This window comes from Stutzerimonas stutzeri, from assembly GCF_051028275.1.
Classification (GTDB): Bacteria; Pseudomonadota; Gammaproteobacteria; order Pseudomonadales; family Pseudomonadaceae; genus Stutzerimonas; species Stutzerimonas stutzeri_AS.
In genome coordinates this window covers 2,800,671-2,816,947 of record NZ_CP069269.1, presented here as the reverse complement: position 1 = coordinate 2,816,947, position 16,277 = coordinate 2,800,671, and the positions used below count along the sequence as shown (strand labels likewise).

Sequence of the window (16,277 nt, the reverse complement as noted above, 5' to 3'; positions counted from 1 at the left end):
TCAGTCCTGGAACTGAATCGATCCTAAATGCCCCTCGTGACAGATAAGTGTCGGTTCGCTTGGTCATCGACGTTTTTATGGCGAATGATCGTTGGGCGTCTTCTGAATCCGACTGGCGCGCCAGTTACCGCATTGCTCGACCGTGCCGCTACAGGTGGCTGGTGTGATAGCTGTAGCCAGGCGACTGGGCACACGATCACCTGCACGGACGTTTCCAAAAGAGATACCGCGTCGAGGTGGGTCAGCCCTATGTGATTTGCACAGCGGCTGTCCGACGCCATCTGCCTGATGGCTTCAATGACTGAGCTTCAGGCCAAGCAGGCCGATGCAGATCAGCAATACGCTACCCAGGCGATATAGGCTCATCGACTCGCCGAACAGTATGATGCCGGCGATTACCGTTCCCACCGCGCCTACGCCGGTCCACACGGCATAGGCCGTGCCCAGCGGCAACTCTTTCATGGCGAGCCCCAGCAGACCCAGGCTAGCGGCCATGGCTAATACGGTAAGTACAGTAGGGAGAGGGCGGCCGAAGCCGTCGGTGAATTTCAGCCCGACAGCCCAGCCAATCTCGAACAGGCCGGCAAAAAACAGAATGATCCAGGACATACGCACCTCTACAGGACGGTGATGAAGGGTGGGGCCGTCCCCGGTGAGTTTGTACAGCCTGAGGCCGTCCTCAGCGGGCACTATTGTCCACAGCATGGAGATCCTGGCAACTGGCCCGGATCGGTGGCGGGCTCAGGGCGCGTCGGGGCCGTTGTTGTCCTTCATTCTGCGATAGACCGTCGCCAGCAGCGCGCCTGACAGGTTGTGCCAGACGCTGAATAGCGCGCTTGGAACCGCTGCAAGTGGCGAGAAGTGAGCGCTGGCCAGGGCTGCACCAAGCCCCGAGTTTTGCATACCCACTTCGATCGAAAGCGTCTTGCGCTGCGCCAGCGGCAGGCCGAACAGCCGTCCGACCAGATAGCCGATACCGAGGCCCAGGCTGTTGTGCAGCACCACCACCGCCATGATCAGCAGGCCGGACTCAGCGATTTTAGCCTGGCTGGCGGCAACCACGGCGGCCACGATGATCACGATGCTGATTACCGATACCAGTGGAAGGATATCGACAACTTGGTGAACCCGGTTGCCCAACAAGCGGCGAGTGATCAGGCCGAGGACGATCGGCAACAGCACGATTTGCACGATGGACATGAACAGTGCGCCGAAGTTGACCGGTAGCCAGGCCGAAGCCAGCAGCCAGATCAAGGCCGGGGTTACCAGCGGAGCGAGCAGTGTGGTGACGGCAGTAATCGCTACCGATAGCGCCACATCACCGCGTGAGAACCACGCGATAACGTTGGACGCAGTGCCGCCCGGGCAGCAACCAACCAGTATCACTCCGACAGCTATCTCAGCAGGCAAGCCCAGTAGCTGGCAGAGCAGCCAGGCAAGCGCAGGCATGATCATGAACTGGGCACCGACACCCAGTGCGACCCAGACCGGACGGCGCGCGACTTCTGCAAAATCAGCCGCTTTGAGCGTCAGCCCCATGCCAAACATGATCAACCCAAGCAGAGGGACGATCCAGGCGGTGGCGGGCAGAAACCAGCTGGGCTGAAAGAAGGCGAGAACAGCGAAGAGCAGGACCCAGAGGGCGAAGGTGTTGCCGACAAAGCGGCTAAGAGCGGTGAGGGCGCGCATCGGGCTTACCTTGTAGTTATAAGAGGACGGGCGCCGTCATTCACGCCGACGACGCCCTGGCAGTTTAGATGCCCTGCGGAATTTCCTCGCCGCCCAAGGCTTCGAATAGCGCCGGGAGGAATTCCTTGAAGGTCAGCATCATCAGCAAAAAGCTGGCGTCTTGCTGACTGAGGTCGTCATCGCCGCCGTCCTGTTCGGCCTGATCCTGGAGAAGTTCTTCGAAGCGCAGGCGCTTGATCACCATTTTGTCGTCGAGCACGAAGGACAACTTGTCTTGCCAGCCCAGCGACAATTGCGTCACCTGCTTGCCGACATCCAGATGCTGCTGGATTTCGTCGCTGGTCAGATCCTGGCGCTTGCAGCGGACCACGCCGCCGTCTTCATGGGTGTCGCGCAGCTCGCACTCGTCGAGAACGAAGAAATCATCCGCTGCCTTTTGTGTCTTGACCCAGTCCGTCATGGTGGACGACGGTGCGATCTTTACGGTCAAAGGACGAACCGGCAGCGAGCCGATGGCTTCACGCAGGGTGGAGAGCAGATCTTCGGCACGCTTGGGGCTGGACGAGTCGACCAGAATCAGACCCTGCTCAGGTGCTATCGCTGCGAAGGTGCCGGACTTGCGAATGAACGCGCGTGGCAGGAAGGCCTGGATGATGTCGTCCTTCAGCTGCTCCTTCTCTTTCTTGTAGACCTTGCGCATCTGCTCGTTCTCGATCTCATCGACCTTTTCCTTCAGCGCGTCCTTCACGACGCTGCCGGGCAGGATGCGTTCTTCCTTGCGCGTAGAAATCAGCAGGAAACCCTGGCTTGCATGTACCAGCGGCGCGTCTTCGCCCTTGCCTAACGGCGCGACGAAACCATAGGTGCTCAGTTCCTGGCTGGCGCAGGGGCGGGCGGGCTTGGCGGCCAATGCGGTTTCAAGTGTCTCGGCATCAAAAGGCACGTTCTGGGTGAGACGGTAGACGAGCAAGTTGCGAAACCACATGACTATTGAAACTCCGGTAAAAACAAAGCGCGCATTATTCTCTTCTGGCGAACGCAGGCCAACCCTGCGCGGGAGCAATGCCGATGGAAACCACAAAAACGGGTGTGAAACAGAGGGGTTTCCTAAGTCTTTGTAAGTTCTTAAATTTTTTTTTCAAAAGGGGGTTGCCAAGGTCCGGATCCCTCTCTAGAATGCGCCCCACTTCGAGAGCAAACGGGTGATTAGCTCAGCTGGGAGAGCATCTGCCTTACAAGCAGAGGGTCGGCGGTTCGATCCCGTCATCACCCACCACTCGAGGTTTAGCGCAGCGGTAGTTCAGTCGGTTAGAATACCGGCCTGTCACGCCGGGGGTCGCGGGTTCGAGTCCCGTCCGCTGCGCCATATTTGCCGTCAAGGACCACTGAACGCCTTGATAGCTCGAAGAAAGCGACCTCTGGGTCGCTTTTTTTTCGTCTGTAATTTCTCTCTTTCACGTTTCGTGCGGCACTTCTGTACTTTGCACTGTCTTTACTTATTACCGCTGTGTGCTCGGTAGCCACTGTTTGAGCTCGCTGCTAAGCTCCGGCAATGTTTAGCACCACTTCTAATGGTAATAAGGAAACAGAATGAGACCTCAACGTTTGGCGTCAGCGATAGCTCTGGTTGGCCTGGTCCTGGCGGGCTGTGACTCGGAAACCAGCGCCAAGTTGGAAACGCCGGCGCAGAAAGCTTCCTATGGCATCGGCTTGAACATGGGTAAGAGCCTGGCTCAGGAAGGTTTGGCCGACCTGGATTCGACAGCTGTCGCGCAAGGGATTGATGACGCCATCGGCAAGAAAGATCAAAAGCTGACCGATGAAGAGCTGATGGAGGCCTTCGCCTATCTGCAGACCCGTGCCGAAGAGCGCATGGTCGAGATGAACAAGGAAGCTGTCGAAGCCGGCAAAAAGTTCCTTGAAGAGAACGCCAAGCGTGAAGGCGTCAAGACCACTGAATCCGGTCTGCAGTATGAAGTAATCCAGGAATCTGAAGGCGCTCAGCCGGGGCCGGACGACGTCGTCACGGTTCACTATGAAGGCCGCCTGACCGATGGCACCGTCTTCGATAGCTCGATCAAGCGCGGCACACCGATCGATCTGCCTGTCAGTGGTGTGATTCCAGGTTGGGTCGAAGGCCTGCAGCTGATGCATGTCGGCGAGAAATACAAACTGTACATCCCGAGCGAACTCGCCTATGGCGAGCAGAGCCCGAGCCCGCTGATCCCCGCTAACTCCGTTCTGGTCTTTGATCTGGAACTGTTGGGCATCAAGGGCGACGAGGAGAATGCAGCGCCTCCGCCAGAAGCAGTCGAAGAGGCTGTTGAGGCAGACGAGCAGTAACACCTTTGCGCGATCCGAACGCCCCGCAAATGCGGGGCGTTTTCGTTTTCGGCATTGCCTGAACATCTGAACGGGTTTGCCGGGTATGCGTTTTGTAGGGGAGAGTCCGCTCGCGGTCAAAGTTAATGCGGTTCGGCATAACGGTTGTGTCCGGTTCGCCAGCAAGCTGGCTCCTCCAGGCCACAGTCGGTAGGGCATGGGGCGTTGTTGGCGGATACAAAAAAGCCCCAGACAGAAGTCTGAGGCTTTGATATGGCTCCGCGACCTGGACTCGACTGCGTAGCAGAACGCGCTTCAGCGCGGCCCCGAAGGGGTGAGGCTTGCCGAATAACCTGGGACGTGGTCCCTGGTGCGAGTCCTGCGGATACAAAAAAGCCCCAGACAGAAGTCTGAGGCTTTGATTATGGCTCTGTCCCGTCCTAAATAAGGTTTACACCTTCTGCCTGCGAATTTGGAGAGTTCGATTGAGCAAGGTGTTAAGCGTACACAGCGTGATTATTCGCTGACCTTTAAATTGGCGGTGGTTGATCAGGTCGAAAAAGGCGAGCTGACCTACAAACAGGCTCAGCAGCGCTACGGCATTCAGGGCCGATCCACCGTTTTGGTATGGTTGCGTAAGCATGGTCGGCAGGATTGGAGCCAGGGGGCATCCATTCGAGCCGACAGGAGCCAAGCCGTGACCGATCCCAAAGACCTTACGCCTGAGCAACGTATCAAGGAGCTGGAGCAACAACTTCAGTTCACGAGTCAGAAGGCCCAGTTTTTCGAAGCCGTGGTCGATGTGCTGGAGAAGGATTACGGCGTCTCGATCGTAAAAAAGCGACCCGGCAAGTCCTCTCGCAAGAACAAATCCAAGGGCTGACCATCGTCAGGGCTTGCCAGTTTCTATCCATCAGTCGTCAGGCTTACTACAAGCGCAACCGTGTTGCTGATGAGCGTCATAGACAGGATGAACAGGTCGCGCAATATGTTCAGCGCATAAGGCTGCGCCAAGCGCGGATCGGTACGCGCAAGCTGCATTATCTTCTGCGCAGCCAGGCCAATGACCGCTTGAAAGTGGGGCGTGATCGGCTGTTCAGGATCCTGGCAGAGCGCCGGTTATTGATCCAGCCCAAGCGTGCCTATCACAAGACCACCCAGAGTTTTCATCGCTTTTATCGGCACCCAAACCTGCTCAAATCAGGGCCTGATCAGGTCAAGGCGAAAGCGCCCAACCACGTGTGGGTAGCGGATATCACATACCTGCCAGGTCGAAACGGCCCTCTGTATCTGAGCTTGGTCACTGATGCCTACTCACGAAAAATCGTCGGCTATCACGTCCATGAGGGCTTGCAAGCAGAATCAGTGGCGGTCGCGTTCCGGCAGGCATTGAAAGAGCGGCAGGGTAATCATGCACTCGTCCATCACTCCGACCGAGGAATACAGTATTGCTCGGCTCTCTACCAGGCGCTGCACAAGCGCCATGGCGTCCAGTGTTCGATGACAGATGGATACGACTGCTATCAGAACGCGCTTGCGGAGCGGGTGAATGGAGTTCTGAAGAACGAATTACTGTTAGCGAGTCCCGATGACCTGATACAGGCCAGATCGATGGTCAGCGAGGCCATCAGGATCTACAACACAGAGCGACCGCATATGGCCCTGAAATACAAAACGCCCGATGCAGTGCATCGAGCGTTCTAGATAACGCAAATCTAGGCGAAACAGGTGTAAACCTATTTCAGGACTAGACACTCCGCGACCTGGACTCGACTGCGTAGTAGAACGCGCTTCAGCGCGGCCCCGAAGGGGTGAGGCTTGCCGAATAACCTGGGACATAGTCCCTGGTGCGAGTCCTGCGGACTCAAAAAAGCCCCAGACAGAAGTCTGAGGCTTTGATTATGGCTCCGCGACCTGGACTCGACTGCGTAGCAGAACGCGCTTCAGCGCGGCCCCGAAGGGGTGAGGCTTGCCGAATAACCTGGGACATGGTCCCTGGTGCGAGTCCTGCGGATACAAAAAAGCCCCAGACAGAAGTCTGAGGCTTTGATATGGCTCCGCGACCTGGACTCGAACCAGGGACCCAATGATTAACAGTCATTTGCTCTACCGACTGAGCTATCGCGGAACAGCGGGGCGTATCCTAATGATAACTAAAGAGAAGTCAACCCCTTGGCGGTCACAGGACCTGGACGATGGCGTCGGTGACATGATCCAGATTTTTGTGGTTCAGCGCCGCTGCGCAGATGCGACCTGTACCGATTGCATAGACGCCGAACTCGACGCGCAAGCGCTCGACCTGAGCGGCAGTCAGTCCGGAATAGGAGAACATGCCGCGCTGCTTGGCAACGAAGCTGAAATCCTGCTTGGCTCCCTTATCAGCCAGCTGGCGGACCATGGTCAGGCGCATGTCTCGGATGCGGGTACGCATCTCGCCGAGTTCGGTTTCCCACATCTGGCGCAGTTCCGAACTGTTGAGTACGGCGGATACCACGGTTGCGCCATGCGTCGGTGGGTTGGAGTAGTTGGTACGGATCACGCGCTTGATTTGCGACAGCACGCGTGCCGACTCGTCACGGCTCTGGGTCACCATCGACAGGGCCCCGACGCGCTCACCATACAATGAGAACGACTTGGAGAACGAGCTGGATACGAAGAAGCTCATGCCCGAGTCGGCGAACAGGCGCACGGCAGCAGCATCTTCCTCGATGCTGTCACCGAATCCCTGATAGGCGATGTCGATGAACGGCACGTGATCATTGGCACGTAGAACGTCGAGGATCTGTTTCCAGTCGTCTGGCTGAAGGTCGACGCCGGTCGGGTTGTGGCAACAGGCATGGAGCACGACGATGGAGCGGGGCGGCAGATTCTTCAGGTCCTCGAGCATACCGGCACGGTCAATCCCATGGCTGGCGGCGTCGTAATAGCTGTAATTCTGCACCGGAAAGCCAGCGGACTCGAACAGTGCGCGATGGTTCTCCCAGCTCGGGTTGGTGATGGCTACGACTGCGTTGGGCAGCATGCGCTTGAGGAAGTCAGCGCCTATCTTCAGGGCACCGGTGCCGCCAAGTGCCTGAGTGGTCACCACGCGCCCCTCTGCAACCAGTGCAGAATCGGCCCCAAACAGGAGGCCTTGAACGGCCATGTCGTAGCTGGCGATGCCTTCGATCGGCAGGTAGCCACGAGGCGCATTCAGTTCCAGGCGCGCCATCTCGGCGGCAGCCACGGCCCGTAGCAGCGGAATTCGTCCTTCTTCGTTGTAGTAGACGCCCACCCCCAGGTTGACCTTGTTCTGCCGCGTGTCGGCATTGAAGGCTTCATTGAGGCCGAGGATAGGATCGCGGGGCGCCATTTCGACAGCGGAGAACAAACTCATGATGGGGAGGCTCGAAGAGAGGAGATGACGGATGCAGCACCCTCGCTTCGCGCTGAGGGCGGTGCGCAAACGGGGCAGGAGTATAGCGGGACTAGGCTTGCGTCGCGATATGCTAGGCCGTTTTTCTGTCGGTTTAAGCTCAGCGCAAGCCCCGGTTCATCATGGCTTCGTCTGCCCGTCGGTCGGGCACTTGATATCGCCGGGCGAGGCCGCATTGAGGAGGTTGGGGTTGCTGTACGCCACGACGCAGAACAGCGCGTAGGCACGTCTGGAAATACCGCATAGCGGCTCGAATGTTGAGCGTTCGAGTCGTCTCGCCATCTGAAGAGGTCGATATGTCGCAGTTCGAATTGGTCACGCGCTTCAAGCCAGCCGGAGACCAGCCAGAAGCCATTCGGCAGATGATCGAAGGCATCGAGGCCGGCCTGTCGCACCAGACGTTGCTTGGTGTCACGGGCTCCGGGAAGACGTTCAGCATTGCCAACGTGATCGCACACGTTCAGCGGCCCACATTGGTGCTCGCGCCGAACAAGACGCTGGCTGCTCAGCTGTACGGTGAGTTCAAGGCGTTCTTTCCGAACAACGCGGTGGAATATTTCGTCTCCTATTACGATTACTACCAGCCGGAAGCTTACGTACCGTCGTCCGACACCTTCATCGAGAAGGATGCTTCGATCAACGATCACATCGAGCAGATGCGGCTTTCGGCGACCAAGGCGTTGCTGGAGCGCTCCGACGCGATAATCGTCACCACGGTTTCGTGCATTTATGGCCTGGGTAGCCCTGAAACCTACTTGAAGATGGTGCTCCACGTGGATCGAGGCGATCGCCTGGATCAACGTGAGTTACTGCGCCGCCTCACCGGGCTGCAGTACACGCGCAACGAGATGGACTTCGCTCGTGCCACCTTTCGCGTGCGCGGCGATGTGATCGATGTGTATCCGGCCGAATCGGATCTGGAGGCGGTGCGCATCGAGTTGTTCGATGACGAGGTCGAGAGCCTGTCGGCCTTCGATCCGCTGACCGGTGAGGTTATTCGCAAGCTGCCGCGCTTCACCTTTTACCCCAAAAGCCACTACGTGACGCCGCGCGAAACTCTGCTGGACGCCATTGAAAACATCAAGGCCGAACTCAAGGATCGCCTCGACTACCTGCGTAGCAATAACAAGCTGGTTGAGGCGCAGCGACTCGAACAGCGGACCCGCTTCGATCTGGAGATGATCATGGAGCTGGGCTATTGCAACGGCATCGAGAACTACTCGCGCTATCTGTCCGGTCGAGCTCCGGGCGAGGCGCCGCCGACACTCTATGACTATTTGCCGGCTGATGCGCTGCTGGTGATTGACGAGTCCCACGTCAGCGTTCCGCAGGTCGGCGCCATGTACAAAGGTGATCGATCGCGAAAAGAAACCCTGGTCGAGTATGGCTTTCGTCTGCCATCGGCCCTCGATAACCGGCCGATGCGTTTTGATGAGTGGGAAGCGATCAGCCCGCAGACGATTTTCGTGTCGGCGACCCCGGGGCCGTACGAGGCCGAGCATGCGGGGCGTGTGATCGAGCAGGTGGTACGACCTACCGGGTTGGTCGACCCGCTGGTCGAGATTCGGCCGGCGCTGACACAGGTCGACGACCTGCTCTCCGAGATCAACAAGTGCGTGGCCAAAGAGGAGCGGGTGCTGGTCACCACCCTGACCAAGCGCATGGCCGAGGACCTGACCGACTACCTCGGCGACCACGGCGTACGGGTGCGTTACCTGCACTCGGACATCGATACGGTGGAGCGCGTCGAGATCATTCGCGACCTGCGCCTGGGCGTCTTTGACGTGCTTGTAGGGATCAACTTGCTGCGTGAGGGGCTGGACATGCCCGAGGTGTCGCTGGTGGCAATTCTCGATGCCGACAAGGAAGGCTTCCTGCGCTCCGAGCGTTCGTTGATTCAGACCATCGGGCGCGCGGCGCGTAACCTCAACGGCCGCGCGATCCTCTACGCCGACAATATGACCGGCTCCATGGAGCGGGCCATCGGCGAGACCGAGCGGCGACGCAACAAGCAAATCGCGTTCAACGAGGCCAACGGCATCGTGCCTCAGGGCGTGTTCAAGGATGTGAAGGACATTCTTGAGGGGGCAACGGTGCCAGGGTCGAGGAGCAAGAAACGCCGCGGCGAGGCTAAAGCGGCGGAAGAAGCTGCACGCTACGAGAACGAACTGCGCTCGCCGAGTGAAATCACCAAACGGATTCGTCAGCTGGAAGAGAAGATGCTGGCCTATGCGCGGGATCTGGAATTCGAGGCGGCGGCGCAGACCCGCGACGAGATTCACAAACTTCGAGAGCGTTTGTTGCAGGTCTAAGGCCTTGCTGCAGCTGCTTCGTATGATCCTGCGCGCATGACACGGGCGTGCTATCGGGTCGGTTCAGGCGAGCTTGTTTGCCCGAGGCCGGTGACCTGATCAGTGCGCGGCGCCGCCCTTGATATTCGTGGGCAGTTGTCGCGTCAACAGCACGGCCACCATGCTCACCGCCAAGGCGATACCGACGAAGTGGAAGGCGTCGTTGTAAGCCATGATCATGGCTTGCTGATGCACGATTTCGCTGATTCGTCCCAGTGCCGCCTGCTCGCTGCCCAATTGCTGGGTCAGCGTGGTCAGCCGCTCGGCCACTGCCGGATTGCCTGGGACTATGGACTCGCGCAAATAGTCGAAGTAGACCTTGCCTCGGCTGTCCAACAGCGTGGCGAGGAGGGCGATACCGATGGCGCCGCCGAGGTTGCGCAAGATATTGAAGAGACTGGAGGCGGAGCCCGCATCCTGCGGTTGGATATAGGCGGTTGCGATCAACGAGATGGTCACCATGATCATTGGTTGGCCGAGCGCACGGATGATCTGGATCGGATGGAACTGCTCACCTGCGAAGTCTGGATTCAGCGCACCGGAGGCGAAACTGGAGATGCCGAACAGGGCGAATCCAGCCGCGCAGAGCAGCTTTGGAGGGATGATCTTCATCAGCTTGGGCACCAGCGGAATCAGGAACAGCTGCGGAATGCCCATCCACATGATCACCTGGCCGATCTGCAGCGCGTTGTAGTTCTGGATCTGCGCCAGGTACAGCGGCAGTAGGTAGATGGAACCGTAGAGCCCAAGTCCCATGCCCAGGCTGGCAATGCTGGTAAGTCCGAAGTTGCGCTCGCGAAGGATGCCGAGGTTGATCAGCGGGTTAGGCCGCGACAGCTGCAAGGTCGTGAACAGGATCAGGCTAACGACCGCAACTGATCCGAGCTGCACGATCAGAGTGGACTCCAACCAGTCCTTGCGGTGCCCTTCCTCAAGAAATACCTGCAGGCAACCCAGCCCCATGGCCAGCGTGACGATTCCTGCGTAGTCAGTACTTTTGAGCAGCTCCCAATGTGGCGGCTTTTTTTCCAGGCCGTACAGCAGCCCCGCAATCATCAACAGCCCGGGCGGCACGTTGATATAGAAAATGTACTCCCAGCCCCAGCTCTCGGTGAGCCAGCCGCCCAGGGTCGGTCCGATCGACGGGGCAAAGGTCGCGGTGATCGCGAACAATGCCATGCCCTTGGCGCGATGGTGCTCTGGCAGCTTGATCAGTGTGAGGGTGAAGGCCAGCGGTATCAGTGCGCCGCCTGTGAAGCCCTGCATGGCCCGAAACACGATCATGCTTTCGAGGTTCCAGGCAAATGAGCAGAGCAGGGACGAGATCAGAAAGCCTATCGATACCCAGACCGCCAGCCGCCGCGCCGAAAGCAATTGGACCAGCCAGGCCGTGAGCGGAATCATGATGATCTCCGCGACCAGATAGGACGTGGAGATCCAGGAGCCTTCCTCTAGCGTGGCGGACAACGCGCCCTGAATGTCCTTCAGCGACGAGTTGGTGATCTGAATATCCAGCACCGCCATGAATGCGCCAAGCATGGCGCTCATCACTGCGATCCAGTCACGCCGGCTGGGCTCGCCAACCGGACGGATCAGCGCATCAGCGGCCACGGAGATCGACCTTCACGTCGACCGACATGCCGGGGCGGATACGGCCTTTGAGTGGGTTGTCAGCGTCGAAGGTCACTTTGACGGGGATGCGCTGAACGACTTTGGTGAAGTTGCCAGTGGCGTTGTCGGGCGGCAACAGGCTGAATTGAGCGCCGGAGGCGGGGAACAGGCTTTCGACACGACCTTCGATAGGCCTATCGGGATAGCTGTCGAAGGTCAGCTCTGCACGTTGGCCTTCCTGCATCCGGCCGATCTGAGTCTCCTTGAAGTTGGCCTGCAACCAGATCGCCTCGTCCGGAACAACGGACATTAAATACGCCCCGACAGACACATACTGGCCGCCGCGCGCCGACCGCTGACCAATAATGCCGCTGATGGGCGAGCGGATCTGCGTGCGGCTGAGGTTGAGTTCGGCTTGCTCGATTTCAGCTTGAGCGCTGGCGATTTGCGCTTGCAGGCGTCTGATGTCCGCTTCGAGGGCCTCGACCTGCTGCTGCTGAGCTGCCAGATCCGCTTGAGCTTTCTGCTGCTGGGAACGGGCGACCTTCGCATCGGCGGACAGCGTTGTGACGCGTTCGTCTGAGATGAATCCGGGTTTCCGTAGCGCTTCTACGCGTGAAAGATCCATCTGGGTGCGTTCTAGATTGGCCTGAGCCGCGCCGACCGATGCCTGGCTGGCGGCGATCGTGCTGCTCTGCTGCGCCAGGCGGCTGCGCGCCTGGGCGAGTTCGGCTTCCCGAATCGCGAGGTTGGCCCTGGCCTGTTCCTGTGCCAGACGGAAGTCACTCGACTCCAGCGTTACCAGCAGATCGCCTGGTTTCACGTGCTGATTATCCTGAACGTGAATCTGCTCGATACGCGCAGGGAGCTGAGTTGAGATACGCGTGATATCGCCCTGCACATAGGCGTTGTCGGTGTGTTCGTAGAAGCGACCGACTTGGTACCAGTGGGCGACGAACATCGCTGCCACCAGCAATACCAGAGCAATGAAGATGAACAGTCGGCGTTTCAGCTTGGCGGGCATATTGGTAGTCGTGGCCGGGAAGAAGCCGGGCAATCTACCAGTGTTCCAGCTCCGTAATAAGTGGTTACAATCGCTAAACTTTGTTGCGAAAAAGGAACAATGAATGGGGCTGGACGATGCCTTGATCTTCACCCGCGTGGTGGAGTGCCACAGCTTCACGCAAGCGGCGGCAAGCCTCGGGATGCAGAAGTCCACCGTGAGCCGCCGTGTCGTTCAGCTCGAAGAGCGACTCGGTGTCAGGTTGATTCACCGCACGACAAGGCGCCTACGACTGACTGAAGTCGGTCAGGCCTACTACGAGCGCTGCCGGCAGATCATGCTTGATTTTGCCGAGGCCGAGCAGACGGTGATGCAGCTTCAGCAGGCACCGACCGGTTTGCTTCGGATTACCGCCCCGATCGAGGTCGGTCAGTGGATTCTGGGGCGCGTACTAGGCGAATTCATGCGCCTTTACCCGGACATCAACGCTGAGGTGGAATTGGCGTCGCGGTACGTCGATCCGGTGGAAGAGGGCGTCGATATCGCCATTTCCGTTGGGCAACCGCAGGACTCGACATTGATCGCCCGGAAGCTGTTCGAAACCCATCGGCGATTCTGCGCGAGCCCGGGCTATTTGGCGCAGCACGGTGTGCCGAGGAGCGTGGAGGATCTGGTCTGCCATCGGGCGATCACCCTGTCACGCGACCCGGTTCGCTATTGGCCAATCGTCGAGCAGAACATCAGCTGCCGTCGTGTACTGACGTGCAACAACATTACGTTTGCCCGCGAGGCGGCACTGGCGGGTGTGGGTATCGCAGCATTGCCTGCCATGATTACCGCTCAGGAGGTGCGTGACGGCCAGTTGGTCGAGGTTCTCCCAGACGTCGACCTGCCGACTGGGGGGATCTATGCAACGTACCCCTCAAGGCGATTTCAGGCGATGAAGGTCAGGGCGTTCCTCGATTTTCTGGTGCAATCGCTGCCAGTCGTAGAGGGCTGCCTGGTGGAGCCGGTAGAGGCGCGCCTGTTAACATCACGCCTTTACCCGCGCTGACTAGCCGACCGAACGGTTATCGCAGCCACCGTGTCTTCCTGTGCCTTGATTCGAGAACATCATGACCACCGTTCGCACCCGCATCGCACCATCCCCCACTGGCGACCCGCACGTCGGCACCGCCTATATCGCGCTGTTCAACCTCTGCTTCGCACGTCAGCACGGCGGCCAGTTTATCCTGCGTATCGAAGACACCGACCAGCTGCGCTCGACGCGCGAGTCCGAACAGCAGATTTATGACGCGCTGCGCTGGTTGGGGATCGAATGGGATGAAGGCCCTGACGTAGGCGGTCCGCACGGGCCGTACCGGCAGAGCGAGCGTGGCGAGATCTACAAGAAGTACTCGGACGAGCTGGTCGGCAAAGGTCATGCCTTTCCGTGTTTCTGTAGCGCCGAGCGCCTCGATCAGGTGCGCGCCGAGCAAATGGCGAACAAGGAAACTCCACGCTACGACGGGCACTGCATGCACATCCCGGCCGAAACTGCGAAGCAGCGCATTGCGGCGGGCGAGTCACACGTGATCCGCATGAAAGTGCCGAGCGAGGGAGTGTGTCAGGTCAACGACATGTTGCGCGGCACCGTCGAAATCGGCTGGGATCGCATGGACATGCAGGTGCTGATGAAGGCTGACGGCCTGCCCACCTACTTCCTGGCGAACGTTGTCGACGACCATCTGATGGGCATCACCCATGTGCTGCGTGGCGAGGAATGGCTGCCATCAGCGCCCAAGCTGATCAAACTCTACGAATATTTCGGTTGGGAGCAGCCCCAGCTCTGCTACATGCCGCTGCTGCGCAACCCGGACAAGAGCAAGCTTTCCAAGCGCAAGAATCCGACGTCGGTGACGTTCTATAAGCGCATGGGCTTTATGCCCGAAGCGATGCTCAACTACCTGGGCCGTATGGGCTGGTCGATGCCGGATGAGCGTGAGAAATTTACCTTGGCTGAGATGATCGAGCACTTCGACATCAACCGCGTTTCTCTGGGTGGCCCTATTTTCGACGTCGAAAAGCTATCCTGGCTCAACGGTCAGTGGCTACGTGAGCTGTCGGTTGAGCAGTTCGCTAATGAAGTGCAGAAGTGGGCGTTCAACCCTGAGTACATGATGAAGATCGCGCCCCATGTGCAGCAGCGCGTCGAGACCTTCAGTCAGATTGCCCCCTTGGCTGGGTTCTTCTTCTCCGGACCACTGAGCCTTGATCCTGCGCTGTTCGAGCATAAGAAGCTCGACGCCACTCAGGTCCGCCAGGTTCTGCAGCTTACCCTGTGGAAGCTGGAAGCTTTGCGCCAGTGGAACAAGGAGCGCATCACCGAGTCTATCCAGGCGGTCGGATCGCATCTTGAGCTGAAGCTGCGGGATGTAATGCCGTTGATGTTTGCCTCGATCACTGGCCAGGCCAGCTCCGTGTCGGTGCTCGATGCGATGGAGATCATAGGGCCGGACTTGACTCGCTTCCGTCTGCGCCAAGCGCTGGAGCTGTTGGGCGGCGCCTCGAAAAAAGAAGTGAAGGAGTGGGAAAAACTCTTCGCAGCGATGGTCTGAGTTGCGAAGAGGGGCGGGACGCGGTCGCAGCGTCCCGCAGCGGGTCACCCTTTGCCACTCGTCGCGGGTAAGTATTTGTTCTGATGTCAAAAATCTTTCGGAGTCAGGCGAAAATATCGTTGACACTGTGCGGGGTCGCACCTAATATGCGCCCCGTCCTCGAGATGGGGCTATAGCTCAGCTGGGAGAGCGCTTGCATGGCATGCAAGAGGTCGACGGTTCGATCCCGTCTAGCTCCACCAATCTCGATTGCCACACCGGTTCAGGCCGGTTGCCTTTGAAGGGCTTGCGTCCCCTTCGTCTAGTGGCCTAGGACACCGCCCTTTCACGGCGGTAACAGGGGTTCGAGTCCCCTAGGGGACGCCATTATTATGATCGCGGTGCGCGAGCGGCGCGAGTCGAGAGACGGTAAATCGGGGCTATAGCTCAGCTGGGAGAGCGCTTGCATGGCATGCAAGAGGTCGACGGTTCGATCCCGTCTAGCTCCACCAATCCACGACAGAACGTAGCGTCTTACGGTCTGTTCATCGAAGGTTTCGTCCCCTTCGTCTAGTGGCCTAGGACACCGCCCTTTCACGGCGGTAACAGGGGTTCGAGTCCCCTAGGGGACGCCATTTTTTGCCCGGTTTGGGCACCAAAGGGTCATTTCTAACGAAATGGCCCTTTTTGTTTTGCCTGCGATTTGACTGCGGTCATGACGGTGACATGGTCTGGCATGCTGAATGGGTCGCCATAGACGCAGCCGGCGCGCGTGACAACCGCCCAGTGCGTGGCTTCCAATAGGCGCATCGGTCGCGTAGGCGACGCATTACAGAGTGGGGGTATGCATGATCTGGGACCAGCCCGACGTGTTCATCATCGACTTTGAGGTTCAAGCCGAGCATATCGACGAACTCGGCCATGCCAACAATGCTGTCTATGTAACCTGGCTGGAGACCTCTGCCTGGCGGCACTCGCAGCATCTCGGATTGAGTCTTGATGATTATCGTCGTCTCGATCGAGCGATGGCCGTGCTCAGGCACGAAATCGACTATGTGGCCGCGGCCTACAAGGGCGACCACTTGCAGCTCGCCACCTGGATTGTGGACTCTGATCAGCGATTGAAGATGAAACGTAATTTCCAACTGATCAGGCCGGCAGACGGAACCACGCTTTTGCGTGCGCAAACCACCTTTGTCTGCATTCAGTTGTCCACCGGCAAGCCCAAGCGAATGCCGGCCGAATTCATTGAGGGGTACGGCAAGGCGTTGGTTCAGCCTTATCCCCTGGAGCTCTAGGGCTCAGCATCG

At 58.7% G+C, this 16,277-nt stretch carries 12 protein-coding genes and 7 tRNA genes; 12 read left to right on the top strand and 7 right to left on the bottom strand.

The genetic code is table 11. The features are described 5' to 3' along the window. Positions 1-294: 294 nt before the first annotated feature. The 3 genes from sugE to rdgC form a co-directional block, all read right to left on the bottom strand. On the bottom strand, positions 295-609 hold the full coding sequence (gene sugE / locus JQR87_RS12925; RefSeq protein WP_407296538.1) for a quaternary ammonium compound efflux SMR transporter SugE: 315 nt from the start codon (positions 607-609) through the stop codon (positions 295-297). A 132-nt stretch (positions 610-741) separates the two neighbouring features. Beyond that, complete coding sequence (locus JQR87_RS12920) at positions 742-1,689, bottom strand: bile acid:sodium symporter family protein (protein ID WP_407296540.1); 948 nt, start codon at positions 1,687-1,689, stop codon at positions 742-744. Between the two features lie 64 nt (positions 1,690-1,753). Further along, the gene (rdgC, locus tag JQR87_RS12915; RefSeq protein ID WP_407296542.1) at positions 1,754-2,674 is read right to left on the bottom strand and encodes a recombination-associated protein RdgC; all 921 of its coding nucleotides are present in this window, start codon (positions 2,672-2,674) and stop codon (positions 1,754-1,756) included. Positions 2,675-2,889: 215 nt separating this feature from the next. Here rdgC and JQR87_RS12910 point away from each other — a divergent pair. The 4 genes from JQR87_RS12910 to JQR87_RS12895 all read left to right on the top strand — a co-directional run bounded on the left by JQR87_RS12910 (position 2,890) and on the right by JQR87_RS12895 (position 5,715). Then, positions 2,890-2,965: transfer RNA gene (locus JQR87_RS12910), tRNA-Val, on the top strand. A 13-nt stretch (positions 2,966-2,978) separates the two neighbouring features. Next, positions 2,979-3,055 (top strand) — tRNA-Asp (locus JQR87_RS12905). 224 nt (positions 3,056-3,279) lie between these two features. Continuing rightward, positions 3,280-4,032, top strand: a complete 753-nt coding sequence (locus tag JQR87_RS12900; RefSeq protein WP_407296545.1) for an FKBP-type peptidyl-prolyl cis-trans isomerase — start codon at positions 3,280-3,282, stop codon at positions 4,030-4,032. Between the two features lie 463 nt (positions 4,033-4,495). Continuing rightward, positions 4,496-5,715 (top strand): IS3 family transposase gene (locus tag JQR87_RS12895; RefSeq protein WP_407295720.1). Its coding sequence is split into 2 segments (ribosomal slippage): positions 4,496-4,844 and positions 4,844-5,715, totalling 1,221 coding nucleotides; the frame shifts between segments, so codons are not numbered across the junction. A gap of 348 nt (positions 5,716-6,063) precedes the next feature. Here JQR87_RS12895 and JQR87_RS12890 read toward each other — a convergent pair. Together JQR87_RS12890 and JQR87_RS12885 are read right to left on the bottom strand one after the other, a co-directional pair. After that, positions 6,064-6,139 (bottom strand) — tRNA-Asn (locus tag JQR87_RS12890). A 51-nt stretch (positions 6,140-6,190) separates the two neighbouring features. Further along, on the bottom strand, positions 6,191-7,387 hold the full coding sequence (locus JQR87_RS12885; RefSeq protein ID WP_407296547.1) for an amino acid aminotransferase: 1,197 nt from the start codon (positions 7,385-7,387) through the stop codon (positions 6,191-6,193). Between the two features lie 335 nt (positions 7,388-7,722). On the opposite strand from JQR87_RS12885, the gene uvrB reads away from it, so the two are divergent. Then, positions 7,723-9,738 carry an excinuclease ABC subunit UvrB gene (uvrB, locus tag JQR87_RS12880; protein WP_407296550.1) on the top strand — a complete coding sequence of 672 codons (2,016 nt, stop codon included), beginning with the start codon at positions 7,723-7,725 and terminating at the stop codon, positions 9,736-9,738. A gap of 99 nt (positions 9,739-9,837) precedes the next feature. Here the strand turns inward: uvrB and JQR87_RS12875 are convergent, their stop codons facing one another. Both JQR87_RS12875 and JQR87_RS12870 read right to left on the bottom strand, forming a co-directional pair. Continuing rightward, positions 9,838-11,388 carry an MDR family MFS transporter gene (locus JQR87_RS12875; protein WP_407296553.1) on the bottom strand — a complete coding sequence of 517 codons (1,551 nt, stop codon included), beginning with the start codon at positions 11,386-11,388 and terminating at the stop codon, positions 9,838-9,840. Continuing rightward, entirely contained in the window at positions 11,378-12,412 is a 1,035-nt protein-coding gene (locus JQR87_RS12870) for an HlyD family secretion protein (RefSeq protein ID WP_407296556.1), read from the bottom strand. The genes JQR87_RS12875 and JQR87_RS12870 overlap by 11 nt, the downstream gene beginning before the upstream one ends. Before the next feature lie 103 nt (positions 12,413-12,515). On the opposite strand from JQR87_RS12870, the gene JQR87_RS12865 reads away from it, so the two are divergent. From JQR87_RS12865 to JQR87_RS12835, 7 genes are all read left to right on the top strand, one after another. Next, positions 12,516-13,445: a LysR family transcriptional regulator gene (locus tag JQR87_RS12865; protein WP_407296558.1), complete on the top strand. Its 930-nt coding sequence runs from the start codon at positions 12,516-12,518 to the stop codon at positions 13,443-13,445. Positions 13,446-13,506: 61 nt separating this feature from the next. Further along, on the top strand, positions 13,507-14,988 hold the full coding sequence (gltX, locus tag JQR87_RS12860; RefSeq protein ID WP_407296561.1) for a glutamate--tRNA ligase: 1,482 nt from the start codon (positions 13,507-13,509) through the stop codon (positions 14,986-14,988). Between the two features lie 166 nt (positions 14,989-15,154). After that, positions 15,155-15,230 (top strand) — tRNA-Ala (locus tag JQR87_RS12855). A gap of 48 nt (positions 15,231-15,278) precedes the next feature. Beyond that, a tRNA-Glu gene (locus tag JQR87_RS12850) sits at positions 15,279-15,354 on the top strand. Between the two features lie 49 nt (positions 15,355-15,403). Further along, positions 15,404-15,479, top strand: a tRNA-Ala gene (locus JQR87_RS12845). Between the two features lie 47 nt (positions 15,480-15,526). Beyond that, positions 15,527-15,602 (top strand) — tRNA-Glu (locus JQR87_RS12840). A 213-nt stretch (positions 15,603-15,815) separates the two neighbouring features. Beyond that, on the top strand, positions 15,816-16,265 hold the full coding sequence (locus tag JQR87_RS12835) for an acyl-CoA thioesterase (protein WP_407296563.1): 450 nt from the start codon (positions 15,816-15,818) through the stop codon (positions 16,263-16,265). Positions 16,266-16,277 lie beyond the last annotated feature (12 nt).